This window comes from Methylobacterium sp. J-078, from assembly GCF_022829285.1.
Taxonomy (GTDB): domain Bacteria; phylum Pseudomonadota; class Alphaproteobacteria; order Rhizobiales; family Beijerinckiaceae; genus Methylobacterium.
Genome location: NZ_JAKSYI010000057.1, coordinates 1 through 11,872 on the forward strand (window position 1 = coordinate 1; position 11,872 = coordinate 11,872).

Sequence of the window (11,872 nt, forward strand, 5' to 3'; positions counted from 1 at the left end):
CGAACTCGTGCAGCGAGGGCGGCAACAGCCAGCCCTGATCGACGTCCCAGGAGCGAAACACCTTGGCCATGAGCCGAGTGAATCACCTCGCAGCCTCGTCGTCGAGAGGATTACTCGGACAAGCTCCTAGATGTCGAAGCTCCCGCAGGAGCAGATTTCCCATGTACTGCCCGGCTCGATGGAGGCGGTCACTGATCCAACCCAGCACGAATCGCCGCTGCGATGGGCATCTCTCTCCGGCGTCTTCGAGAGTTGTTTCGCGAGGATGGGCGCAGCGCTGCTGGTTGGATCTGGAAGCGGCGTCTAGACTTGGCCGCTCGGCGACTCGCACTTCTCTCGCCGGTTTCGCGATCATGTCGAGATCAGCCCCAATGAGTACCGCCAGGCTGCACTCGCCCGTCTCGCCGAGCGATCCGGAGAATGGACCCGCTGCCAGTGAACCGCATTTTGTAATCGGTGACACGCCGCGAACCATCCCACTGCCGCCCCGTTCGGAACGCATCTCGAGCGAGACTCGAACCTCACCCGCCCGGCTCCGGCCGCGGCGGGCTTTTGTTTGGGTCCCGCGAAACGACGATGTCCGAGCGAGATGCCCGGCCGGGCAAGGAACCTTGGCCATGAAAAGCCCGTTAACCATATGCGAGGAGATGCCGATGTCAGTTTCAGCGAAGTGTCCTTATCGCATCGGTATCCGGCCATCCCCGAGGAACCGGAGCCGGTATCTCTGGTCCATCTGCGGCACCGCGGAACTCTTCCGCGAAGAGTCCGAGATTGAATACGATTCGATCGAGCGCGCTCTTGAGGATGCGAGTAAGCGCCTCTCGCAACTGGTTTGATCTGGTTCTGTACGCTCGACAGACATAGCCCCCCAAGATCCCCCTGAGGCGGTTCTTGCTTCATGCTGATGCGGCCTCGCATAACGTGCAGTCGTCGTCACAAGATGTCTTTGGAAGGCGGGGCGAAACCTTCGAGCGGTTGAGAGCCGAGAGGTTTTCCCGATGGGGCGCGACGATCGACGATTTCTGGCATACCACCTGACACGATGAGCCGTTCCTTCCCAGCGACGACGTGACGCTTACCCGCCCGGCTTCGGCCGCAGCGGGTTTTTCATGTTGCGCGACGACTTTGGTCGGGTGGGATCGAAATTTTTGGCAAGGCCTAAGGTTTTCCTGTCGGTCATAGCAGTAGCCATGAGAGCGCTGATGCTTTCGACGCGCGCTCTGGCACTGTCTTCGTGCGACCTCGTGCAGATGAGGATCGACGCTGATGTCCGATCCCGGACCAAGACGCGCGGTGCCACCGTCCCCGGCATGCAGAACGCGACAGGCGGACATCCTGGCCGCGTTCGATCTCGCGGTGGATCGATCCCGCTGTCGCGGCGAAGCGTTCGAACAACCGCGTTCCTCAACCGTTGGCCTCGAACAAGCAAACTGGCGAGGAAACGATGACCGAGAACAAGCAGGAGCCGCTCGACGTCCCGATGGATCAGGTGATCACCCGGGATGGCGGTGACGATCCGAAGGAATCCGAACCGAAGGGCGCGACCACCGGCACCCGGCGGATCGAAGGCAGCCACACGCAGGAGACAGTCGACCCGGCCGAGCGCCTTCCCGAAGAGCCGGAGGAGCAGAACGATCTCGCCTGATCCGGCCCGAACAATGGACCCGGCCCCCGTTCGGTTGTGCCGGGCCTCCTCCCATCGCGCCGCGTCGCGCAGGCATCCTCACGCCGTAGCGATCTCGAATTCCATTCCTCGTCCCGGCCCCTGATCAGCGTAGTCGACGAGGACGTAACCGCGCTCGGCAAGCGCCGCGTCGAGGCTGTCTCGGTGCTTCCGGAACGTCTGGCCAATCGCCAGGGGCGTGAGACGTGGATTGCCCTGTCGAAGCTGATCGACGCCGACGTTGAGCGGTGCGCCTTCGCGGTCGGCAATCCGGATGAGGGCGGATGCCAGATCCGCGGCTTTCGTCTCCGCTGCCGATTTCGCCTTGAACGCCACGCTGGTCTCCTCTGTGTCCGAGCGCTCTGCGCGCACTGCCGACTCTCTGCGAAATCCTCCGAGATCTCGCGGACTTGGCCAGGAATCGCCGCGGCCTCCCGCTCACCCGTCTCGTCGACTTCATCGCGACGGTCGGGTCTCTCCGGGCTCAGGCGGCCGGGGGTCATACCGGACGTCCGTGAAGGCCTTCGTCAACACCACCCGGCCGTTCGCATCGTAGACCTCGACGTGCCAAGCCGACCAATCGAGCTGTGCGCCGTGCAACATCAGGTCGAGTGCGACCCGCTCGGCGTAGTGGCGCATCAGTGCCACCGTCGGGACGCGTCGCCCGCGCAGGTCGGCAACCAGATCATGTCCGTCCGTGCAGTGGAAGCGGTAAAGCCGCATCGGCATTGGCTTTCTACCCCGCGCTCCACAGCCGTCCACCGACGCGTCAGCGGCCTTGGCCCTTTCCATTGAACCGTGGGCCTCGATGCGGTTTGTTCCTGATACGTTCTTTCAGGGATCGATCCAAGATGCACGCCCGTCCGTTCGAACCGCCTGTGGCGGTCAAACTCTCCGAGGCCGAGACGATCGCGCTCGCCTACCATCGGGCGGCGCATGGAGACCCCTGGGCCGCTCTCGTACGCGTGGTCGAAGACGCGCTCGCGGATCTCGCCGAGGCCGAGCGCCGGACCATGCAGCGGGACCGGCTCATCTCTCAAGGCTACGTCCGCAGCGCCACGGATCGGACGGTCGCGCGCATCGCCCGATGACCCCAAGCGCCGTCGCGGGACGGATGCTCAGTGGCCCGGACGCAGCGTACGTGCCGTGACCGGGCAGGTTTTCTGCGCAGGGGTCCCGAGCCCGCGCGCGCCGGTCCTGGTACGGATCCGCGGCGGGTCGATGCGCGGCGCCAGCATTCGCGATTGGAATCGCGCCTGCATCGACCGCAATCGAAAAACGGGAGCATGCGCTGCGCTTACCGGAGCGCGTCGCCGGTCAGCAATGCTTTGACTAAGTTGTCGGAAAGAATGGTGCTGCTGGACAGGATTGAACTGTCGACCTCCTCATTACCAAACACCTGCCATTGGCAAACCAAGCCGAACAAAGCAGGTGGTCCGAGGAGACCGTAACCACCTGCCGCACCAGCATTTGGCATCCTTGTGAGCCTTGGTTAGTATCTTTGGGTAACAGGGCATAACAGCCCCTTTCCGTTACCCAGATGATACCCAGGGCGCACAACAGATGACCGCGAAGGTGCTCACCGTGCAGTCCGTCGACCGCCTCAAACCTGACCCGCTTGCCCGTCGCGAGATCCCCGACGCCGGCATGCCGTCGCTTTACCTTGTGATCCATCCGACCGGCCGAAAGGCATGGTGCATCCGCTATCGCTTCGCTGGCCGTACCCGGAAAATGATGCTGGGGCCTTATCCGGCTCTTGATCTGCCGGCTGCGCGAAGCCGAGCGCGTGAGGCAATCCAAACTCTATCCCTGGGCCGTGATCCGGGTGCCGAGAAGATTGAGGCTGCCAAGGAGGCTCGGCAACGACCCGCCGACCACGACCTCGTCTCCGGTGTCATCGAGGATTTCCTTGAGCGGCATGTGAGGCCGAAGAACAAGGCCAGGACGGCCGAGACCGCCGAGCGCATCCTCCGCAAGGAGGTCATGCCTCTCTGGGGGCGGCGTCGGGTTCAGGACGTGACTCGCCGTGATGTCCTCGACCTCCTCGACGGGATTGTGGATCGCGGCGCGCCCGTGGCTGCGAACCGGACGCTTGCCACCGTGCGCAAGTTCTTCAACTGGTGCATCGATCGCTCAATCATCACAGCGTCGCCGTGCGCACTCGTGAAGGCGCCATCGCAGGAAACAGCCCGTGATAGGGTCCTGAGTGATCAGGAGTTGCGACTGGTCTGGCAGGCTGCTGATCGTGTCGGCTGGCCATTTGGGCCGTTCGTCCACCTTCTCATCCTGACGGCTCAGCGCCGGGACGAGGTGGCCGGTATTGTGAAGACCGAGATCCGTGAGGGCGGCACGGAGTGGCATCTGCCTTCCACTCGGTCGAAGAACAAGTTGGCTAGCATCGTGCCCCTGAGCGCTCCGGCTTCGGCCATCCTGCGGTCGCTGCCGAGCATCAAGGGTGACTACCTGCTCACCACGACCGGCAAGGGGCCAATCGCGGGATACTCTCGAGCCAAGAGCAGACTGGATGCCGAGATCGGGGCGTTGGCGTTAGATAACTTCCCCGGTTGGACCTTCCACGATCTCCGCCGCACGGCCGCGTCCGGCATGGCCCGTCTGGGTACGAACCCGCACGTTGTGGAAGCCGTGCTGAACCATCGGTCCGGCACGATCAGCGGCGTGGCTGCCGTCTACAATCGGTATCAGTACCTTGCTGAGAAGCGAGCGGCGTTGGAAGCGTGGGCGAGGCATGTCTCCAGCTTAATCAGCGAAGGCTCTCGCCATGGATGAAACCTGGAAGAAAGCTCGGCGTGACGAGTTATGGGATGCGTATGTACACAACGTACCCGAACTCGATCTGCCGGCAGGCGCTTCGGATCGCACCGTACAAGCTTTTGAGATGTTGCGTGTGCTGAGCATCGTTCATCAAGCCGCAGTTGATGCTGGTGATACAGACCAAGCAATCCACACTGCGGCGCGAGGACGGATAGTCTGGCAGCTTCTAACTCTTGAGTTCGTGCGCTGGCTCTTCGACGAGCCTTTACCTGATCGAAGGTTGAGCCAGCTGGATGATTGGGTCGGATGTGAGCGCATAGCGCTCAGCCTCGTCTTAGCGATGCATAGAGATCTTGGCCCCCATCCGCATCGGCCAGCGATTGATCCTGTTCCTGTTCTGATGCCTCGCTGGCTTCTAAATAGATTAGCGGGTGCGCTCGAAGCCCTTGGTGATGGTGAAGTCCAGGACATCGTTCGTCCAGCCATTGCTGGACGACATGGTACCGCGTGGTCGTGGGACAAAATGCGAGCTAGCGCCCTGGAGCACGTCGCCTTCCTGCATGGGCAGGGTCAGACAAAGAAGGTCGCTCAACAGCGAGTTGCGGCTCGCATGGGTATTCCTCCAGCAACCCTTCGCGACTGGGAAAGAGATGCGGCTCTCAAGGATGGATGCGAAACTGCATACGGGGCCGGCAAGCTAAAGATCATTTTCGAAGATGACCCGAAATACGCTGAAGGTGATGGCAAGTCTGTCGATAGCGGCGCCTTGGCACGATTGATTAAGTTCAGGTCTGAGCCTTCGCTTGCAGATTTCGGAGCGGAATACCGTGAGAAATTTGGTCGTAGGCACAACCCCGGCACGAGTGCGGACAACTAGCCCGTCGTTGCCCACACGATCCTGCGGTTAGCTGTATCGCAGTATTCCGCGAAGTTATGCGAGTAACTGCGCCTCAATCATCAGCATAGACGCGATCAGGTGTTCGAAGCACATTGCTTTCGAGCGCAAGAGTTTGCGCGTGTTTGGAGAGGTGAAAATGAGCGATCGACCCAAGCTCTACTGCACCGCCACCCAGGTTCGGCGTCGTTATGGCGGCATCTCGGAAATGGGACTTTGGCGTTGGATCAACGATGGGAAAGTTGATTTCCCGAAGCCCGATTTGATCGTGAACGGACGGCGGCTCTGGAGCGAGGAAACCCTCGATATCTTCGACGCACGCCTCGCTGTGAAGGAGGCCGCATAAGCGCATGCCCCACAACGTCAAAACCCCCGCCGGCCAGGGCGAGGGCTTTGGAAATAGTGTTGTCGCTTCGCAGGCGGACAACTTTTCCTTAGCATCTCAGCCCCGTTTCTACCAAGCAAAAAAGCTTGCCGCCCGTCTTGGTCTGAGTTTCGCTCACGCCAGTGTGCTTGCCGAGCAGGCTTATGCAATCCCCGAGACATGGGGGAGCCGCGCATGAGCATCAGCGCGCTCTCCCGCCCCGCTCAGCGTCGGCTCAAGCGGCTGACAGCCGAGAACGAGGCGAGCATCCTATCCGATGCCCGCTTCTTCGAGCGCCGGCCTGATCGAAGCCATCGCATCCGCCTTTCCTCGCTGGCCGAGGTCGAGACGATCCGCCTCCTGCATCCCGGCAATCAGCTCACGCCCGGCCTCCGGTGGTACACAGCAGTCCGCCAGGTCCGACAGGGCGTGCGCCTGCGCGTCTTCAGCATGGGCTTGCCCGACCTTGACACCGACGAGCCGGAGGACGTGTGCCGCTGGGTCTACGAGCGGGGCCGCACGGGCGGGGACGATGCAATCGAGCGCGGTCTCCGGCGGGCGATGGAGGCGCGGTCATGAGCGATCGTCTCGACGCCGCTCTCTACCTTGCCAGCCGTGGCGGGCGGGTGTTCCCGCTCCATGGCATGCGCGCGGCCGCAGACGGCAGTCTCGTCTGTACCTGCGGCGTGCGGGACTGTGGCGACGCCGGCAAGCACCCCATGGCGAAGCTGGCGCCGCGCGGGCTGAACAGTGCGACCAACGAGGAGAAGGTGGTTCGGCGATGGTTCACGGTCGCACCCTTCGCCAACCTTGGGCTGGCGACCGGCTCCACCATCGTGCTTGACGTCGACCCACGCCATGGTGGTGACGATAGCCTCCGCGCCCTGGAGGCCGAGCACGGTCCCCTGCCGGAGACCTGCCGCTCCATCACGGGCGGCGGCGGCGAGCACATCTTCTTCAGGCCGCCAGCCGGCGTCGAAATTCGCAACAGTGCGGGCGATAATGGTGGCCTCGCGCCCGGTCTCGATATCCGGGGGACCGGCGGCTACATCGTCGCCCCGTCTAGCCTGCATCGTTCGGGGCGGCCCTACGAGTGGTCGGTCGATCATCATCCGGACGAGGTGGTGCCAGCACCGATGCCGGACTGGATGGTTCGGGCTCTGACACAGCCGAGCCTGGGCGCTGCGCGATCCCCAGCCGAGTGGCGCCGCTTCGTTGCCGAGGGCGTCTCGGACGGGGGCCGCAACACGGCGGTCTCCCGCCTGACCGGCCATCTCCTGCGTCGCTTCGTCGATCCCGAGGTCGCGCACGAACTGGTCCAAGCCTGGAACGCGACCCGGTGCAGCCCGCCCCTGAGGCCTGAGGAGGTGACGAAGACGGTCGGCTCCATTGCCCGCAAGGAACTCAAGCGTAGGGAGGCTCGGAATGGTAGCCGGGTTTGAGGACATTCTGAACCTGTCGGAGTTCGGACAGAACCGGCGCGCGCGCGCAGGCAGCAACGGCGACCTGCTCACCGAGGATCACGCTGCCCGGCAGTTTGCCGAGCGCCATGCTGGCGAGCTGCTGTTCTGCCACGACACTGGCAAGTGGCACGAATGGACCGGCGCGGCTTGGGTCCCGAACCGGCAGGGCAAGGCGTTCCAATGGGCGCGTGAACTCGCCCGCGAGCTTTGCGCCGACGAGGACCCCAAGACGCGCTTCATCGCCTCGAAGGTGAGCTTTGCCGGCGGCGTGGAGAAGTTCTGCCGCTCCGATCCAGCCTTCGCGGTTACGATCGAAGGGTGGGATAAGGACCCCTGGCTCCTCGGCACGCCGGGCGGGACGGTCGACCTCCGCACGGGCATGTTGCGAGAGGCCCGGCGCGAGGATCGCATCACCAAGCTGACGGCAGCGACACCAGCCGAGGTGGCCGACTGCCCGACTTGGTTCCAGTTCCTGCAGGACGTCACCCAAGGCGATGACGGCTACATCCGGTTCATTCGGCAATGGGCCGGTTACTGCCTGACCGGCGACACCAGCGAGCAGGCGCTGTGCTTCGCCTTCGGTGGCGGCGGCAACGGCAAGGGCGTGCTGATCCACGTACTGGCCGGGATCTTGAACGACTACGCCCTGAACGCCGCGATGGAGACGTTCACGGCGGCCAAGCACGACCGGCACCCGACCGAGATCGCGGCTCTGCGTGGAGCCCGCCTCGTCACGGCTTCGGAGACCGAACAGGGGCGCCAGTGGGCCGAGAGCCGGATCAAGCAGCTCACCGGCGGCGACGTCATGCGCGCGCGCTACATGCGCCAGGACGAGTTCGAGTTCATGCCGGTGCTGAAGCTCCTCATCATCGGCAACAACAAACCGGGGCTCTCCAGTGTGGATGACGCGGCGCGGCGCCGCTTCAACCTCCTGCCCTTCCTGTTCAAGCCGGCGGTGCCCGATCCGCGCCTGGAGGAGAAGCTGAAGGCCGAATGGCCGGCGATCCTGCGCTGGATGATCGAAGGCTGCCTGGACTGGCAGGCCAACCGGCTCGTGCGGCCCGACGTCGTGAAGGACGCCACCGACGAGTACTTCACCGCACAGGACACTTTCAGTCAGTGGCTTGAGGAACGGTGCCTCGTTGAGCGTGGCAACCCATACCGTAAGGCCACAACAAAAGAGCTATTTGACTCCTGGTCTAAGTACGCCTTCGGCAACAATGAGGCTGTTGGCTCGCTGAAGGCCTTCTCGGAAAACTTTGAGAAGCGGGGGTTCAAGAAGCTGCTCAACGTTCCCACCGGACTGGGAACCAGGGCGCGTGGCTTCGCTGGTGTCGAGGTTCGGGTAGACCACTCCCAGGGAGGCAATGATGAGGATTGATGAGCATCCTCCCTACTGCACGCACACGCGCACGTGCGCGAATGGGCGGTTTACGGGGAACCCTCGTCAATCCTCATCATCCGCATCTACCGAGGTGGCCAACCGCTGCCTCATCCCGTTCGACCGCCGAGAAGGTCTGTCCCTGTCCCAGGCCGCCAAGATTGCAGGCAAGTCCGTCGACACTGTTCGGCTCTGGTGCCTGAACCACGACATCGGACGGCGCGTCGGCGGGGGCTCATGGGTCGTGAGCCGTGTGGCCCTCACTATGTTCCTTGACGACGATAGCAGAGCGCTAAAGGCCTACCTTGCTGGAAGCCGTTCGCGGGCTGAGGTGGCAATGTACTTCCACCGTTTAGGCCTAGATAGTCTGCTTAGGGACTGGGCAAGATCAGCCTGAAATCTCCGAAGATCCCGAATTCATCTGTGGTCCTGAACGCCTCTGATGGGGCACAGTCTGCACACCTTAAAGCTTCACCCAAGGAGCCCGTCGTGCAGACCGCCGCTCGTTCCATGACTTTTCCAGAGGCCGTTCGCTTCCGTGCAGAGCGCGGCTTGTCTGATGCCGTTGTGCGCGCGGCACGAATGAATCGCGTCTCAACCAGTGAATACGTTCGCCGAACCGTGCGTGCTCAACTGCTCGTTGATGGCGTGGCGCTGCCCGATCTGGACGACGGTGACGGACCCCGCACGCCTCCCGCCGCTCCCGCTCTTCGCCAAGCAGCCTGAGGAAATCCGCATGAGCCTCCCAACCGTCAACGTCCGCGAAGCTAACACCCTTCACTCGATCGTCAGCCTCGGCAGCAATCGCCTGCCGGCCCAGCCGATGCGTCCAGCGCCCCGCACATCCGTGGAGATTGCTGCGGATCGGGATGCCGCTGTCAGCGACCGCGAAGCGCTGGAAGCTGCCCGACCCGACGTTCTGCTGAGGGGTACGGCCGACGAGGTAGCCGCCCTCGACCACCGCGTTGCCGTCGCCAAGATCCGCATCGATCAGGCCGACGTGCAGCACGCCGCTGCAGTCACCGCAGAAGCGAAGGCGAAGGCTGATCACGAAGCCGAGCAGAAGCGCCGCAAGGAGCTTCACCGCAAGGCCATGAAGGCCTCAGCCGAGGTCGCCAAGCTGGCCGACGAGTACGTCACCGAAGCGCATCGCCTAGTGCCGCTGCTGACGAAGATCCGCGAAGGCGCCGCGCTGATCGCGGCAGCTAACTACGCCCTGCCAGACGGCGCCGAACCCGTCCCGCCTGGTGAGCCCCGCTGCAGTTGGAACGGCAAGGCCGACCAGCCGCACAGCACGATTGCTAGTCGCGTGAAGCTGCCCGCCCTGGGCACCGACACCGTCTTCATCTGGGGCGAAGTCGCCGCCCCGCTTCCCCATAGGATTGTCCATGAAATGCTCTGATATCGAGGCAGATCGCGCTTGGGCGCGTCGCGTCCTGCGCAAGCCCGAGCTGGCTGCCACCGAACGCAAGCTGACCCAAACTGAGCGCATCGCGGCGTGGTCCGCCCAGAACCGCGAGGCCGAGGGCAAGCCCCCTCAGACCCGATCTGCCGTTGAGCAGACGAAGCGCGAGCTTCATACCCCCGGCGCCTCCTACCAGATCGGTGCCGAACGCTACGCAGCCGATGGCAGCCTTTGGCGCCGTACGGCCTGAAACAGGATCGCGCGGGCGAGATCCTCACGGGCCTCCTTCACTCGCGCTTTTGAGGGCTAATCCGGTCAGCCCAATAGCGACAAGCCAGCCTGTCCTACGCCTGATCCAGAGCCATGGGGGCGGAGGATACGAAGGCCGGCAAGACTGCACCCCCTGCTCGTGCAGGGACGATCGGGGATCGCGGCGGAGGGGTTACCCCGCTGCGGTCTCCTCCTTCAAAGGAGCAAGCGATGCCGAAGATCACTCAGGATACCAGCGACAGCGCCCCGAACGATGCGGATGCCAACTTGGCGCCCGCAGTCATTCCGTGGACGCCGCCCGTTGATCCCGGCGACGCTGGCGGCATCGGCAACGGCGACGAGCGCACCATCGCACCTGATACGCTGCACGAGACCGCCGAGGATTATAGGGCTCGCGGCGGGATGTGGGGGCCAGTGTGAGCAGAGAACGCCGAGAGCGATCCTCAGTCGCCGCCTCCGCCGCCGCCATCTCCTCCACCACCGCAACTCCCGCCGTCGCTGGAGCCACCATCAGAGCACCCGTGGCCTCCATAGCCACCGTCAGACGAAGTGCTGCTGCCGGAACCGGAGTCATGCCTAGGCCCCGCATTCCGCGAGTTCTTCGATCGCATCCAGTCGGGCCGCAGGCTCCAAATTGTCATGAAGAACGCGAAAGCCAAAAGGCCGACTTCAAGACCCTGCCTTCTATCCATCGAAGCACCTCATCGGGTTCGGTAGGTCTCGCAAGTGTAGCACATCCGGATGTGCGGCGAGAGTTACAATGGGTCCTTCCCAGGGGAGCCAGGGTCGAGGGTCAGCGCGAGTCCGGCTTCTGTCTAGGTGCTCAGTTTCCATAAGGGGTTCCGCCGCCATGTCGACGATCAGCCAAGTCGCTTCGCATCTCGACATGAGCGAGCGCCGGTTCCGTGAACTGCTGGACGAGACGGTCATCACCCGGGCGCCGCGCGGCGAGTACGACCTTGATGCCGTTCGCCGCCAGTACATCGGACATTTGCGCGTGGTGGCCGCCGGTCGGCAGCCGGCTCAAGCCGGCGACCTTGATCCCGCGCAGGAACGTGCGCGCAAGGACCGCGCGCTCGCGATCGCCACCGAACTGAAGAACGATCTGTCCATCGGCAAGGTGGTGCTGATCGACGACGCGATGGCAGCGGTCACCGTCCAGCACATGAAGCTCCGGAACAAGCTCCTGAGCCTACCCAGCCGCATCGCGAGCCGCATTCCCGAGAAGGGCAGCGCCCAGGTGTTCACGCTGGTGGAAGCCGAGGTGCTGTCTGCCATGGCTGAACTGACCACGGGCGGCGAAGGGCACGTGACGCCCGCCGAGGTCATCGCCGAACGCGGTCTTACCGAACAGACAGAGGAGCCTGCCCATGGCTGACGATCGCCTCCGCCTCGTCGCGGAAGTCCAGGACGGCTTCACCGGTCCGCTGGCCAAGCTGCACACCGCCCTTCAGCGCACCGCCGCTACGGGCACGCAGGCCGGCAAGGATCTCAAGAAGGATTTCGATGCCTTCCACGGGACCCTCGGCAAGACGACCACGGCCCTGCAGGGCATCCAGCCCGTGCTGTCCGGTCTCGGTGTCGCTGGCCTCACGGCGGGCGTGTCCCTCGGTGCCGTAACGGCTGCCTTGAGCGGCTTCTCCAAGGGCACTCAGCAAC

The 11,872-nt window shown here is 63.7% G+C and carries 16 protein-coding genes; 13 read left to right on the forward strand and 3 right to left on the reverse strand.

Translation table 11 applies throughout. The features are described 5' to 3' along the window. Window positions 1–1,444: 1,444 nt before the first annotated feature. On the forward strand, window positions 1,445–1,645 hold the full coding sequence (locus MKK58_RS07600) for a hypothetical protein (RefSeq protein ID WP_243911499.1): 201 nt from the start codon (window positions 1,445–1,447) through the stop codon (window positions 1,643–1,645). Window positions 1,646–1,723: 78 nt separating this feature from the next. Here the strand turns inward: MKK58_RS07600 and MKK58_RS07605 are convergent, their stop codons facing one another. Together MKK58_RS07605 and MKK58_RS07610 are read right to left on the reverse strand one after the other, a co-directional pair. Continuing rightward, entirely contained in the window at window positions 1,724–1,999 is a 276-nt protein-coding gene (locus MKK58_RS07605; RefSeq protein WP_243911500.1) for an adenylosuccinate synthase, read from the reverse strand. A 120-nt stretch (window positions 2,000–2,119) separates the two neighbouring features. After that, window positions 2,120–2,386, reverse strand: a complete 267-nt coding sequence (locus MKK58_RS07610; RefSeq protein ID WP_243911501.1) for a DUF6894 family protein — start codon at window positions 2,384–2,386, stop codon at window positions 2,120–2,122. Window positions 2,387–2,514: 128 nt separating this feature from the next. On the opposite strand from MKK58_RS07610, the gene MKK58_RS07615 reads away from it, so the two are divergent. From MKK58_RS07615 to MKK58_RS07670, 12 genes are all read left to right on the forward strand, one after another. Then, window positions 2,515–2,754, forward strand: coding sequence for a hypothetical protein (locus MKK58_RS07615; RefSeq protein WP_243911502.1), 240 nt, complete (start codon window positions 2,515–2,517; stop codon window positions 2,752–2,754). 472 nt (window positions 2,755–3,226) lie between these two features. Further along, entirely contained in the window at window positions 3,227–4,450 is a 1,224-nt protein-coding gene (locus MKK58_RS07620; protein ID WP_243911503.1) for a tyrosine-type recombinase/integrase, read from the forward strand. After that, window positions 4,443–5,312 (forward strand): hypothetical protein, encoded by an 870-nt coding sequence (locus MKK58_RS07625; protein WP_243911504.1) that lies wholly within the window; start codon window positions 4,443–4,445, stop codon window positions 5,310–5,312. Before MKK58_RS07620 ends, MKK58_RS07625 begins: the two co-directional genes overlap by 8 nt. Before the next feature lie 157 nt (window positions 5,313–5,469). Then, window positions 5,470–5,676, forward strand: coding sequence for a helix-turn-helix transcriptional regulator (locus tag MKK58_RS07630; protein WP_243911505.1), 207 nt, complete (start codon window positions 5,470–5,472; stop codon window positions 5,674–5,676). A gap of 4 nt (window positions 5,677–5,680) precedes the next feature. After that, on the forward strand, window positions 5,681–5,893 hold the full coding sequence (locus tag MKK58_RS07635) for a hypothetical protein (RefSeq protein ID WP_243911506.1): 213 nt from the start codon (window positions 5,681–5,683) through the stop codon (window positions 5,891–5,893). Then, the gene (locus tag MKK58_RS07640; RefSeq protein WP_243911507.1) at window positions 5,890–6,273 is read left to right on the forward strand and encodes a hypothetical protein; all 384 of its coding nucleotides are present in this window, start codon (window positions 5,890–5,892) and stop codon (window positions 6,271–6,273) included. Before MKK58_RS07635 ends, MKK58_RS07640 begins: the two co-directional genes overlap by 4 nt. Further along, complete coding sequence (locus MKK58_RS07645; RefSeq protein WP_243911508.1) at window positions 6,270–7,136, forward strand: bifunctional DNA primase/polymerase; 867 nt, start codon at window positions 6,270–6,272, stop codon at window positions 7,134–7,136. The genes MKK58_RS07640 and MKK58_RS07645 overlap by 4 nt, the downstream gene beginning before the upstream one ends. After that, the gene (locus MKK58_RS07650) at window positions 7,120–8,538 is read left to right on the forward strand and encodes a phage/plasmid primase, P4 family (protein ID WP_243911509.1); all 1,419 of its coding nucleotides are present in this window, start codon (window positions 7,120–7,122) and stop codon (window positions 8,536–8,538) included. The genes MKK58_RS07645 and MKK58_RS07650 overlap by 17 nt, the downstream gene beginning before the upstream one ends. A gap of 736 nt (window positions 8,539–9,274) precedes the next feature. Then, window positions 9,275–9,940, forward strand: a complete 666-nt coding sequence (locus MKK58_RS07655; protein WP_243911510.1) for a hypothetical protein — start codon at window positions 9,275–9,277, stop codon at window positions 9,938–9,940. Further along, window positions 9,927–10,193 carry a hypothetical protein gene (locus tag MKK58_RS07660; RefSeq protein WP_243911511.1) on the forward strand — a complete coding sequence of 89 codons (267 nt, stop codon included), beginning with the start codon at window positions 9,927–9,929 and terminating at the stop codon, window positions 10,191–10,193. The genes MKK58_RS07655 and MKK58_RS07660 overlap by 14 nt, the downstream gene beginning before the upstream one ends. 230 nt (window positions 10,194–10,423) lie before the next feature. Then, window positions 10,424–10,633, forward strand: a complete 210-nt coding sequence (locus MKK58_RS07665) for a hypothetical protein (RefSeq protein ID WP_243911512.1) — start codon at window positions 10,424–10,426, stop codon at window positions 10,631–10,633. A gap of 430 nt (window positions 10,634–11,063) precedes the next feature. Next, window positions 11,064–11,591 (forward strand): hypothetical protein, encoded by a 528-nt coding sequence (locus MKK58_RS07670; RefSeq protein ID WP_243911513.1) that lies wholly within the window; start codon window positions 11,064–11,066, stop codon window positions 11,589–11,591. On the opposite strand, the gene MKK58_RS07675 is transcribed toward MKK58_RS07670, so the two are convergent. Beyond that, window positions 11,557–11,871 (reverse strand): hypothetical protein, encoded by a 315-nt coding sequence (locus tag MKK58_RS07675; RefSeq protein WP_243911514.1) that lies wholly within the window; start codon window positions 11,869–11,871, stop codon window positions 11,557–11,559. The two genes, MKK58_RS07670 and MKK58_RS07675, sit on opposite strands and share 35 nt — an antisense overlap. Window position 11,872: the final 1 nt, after the last annotated feature.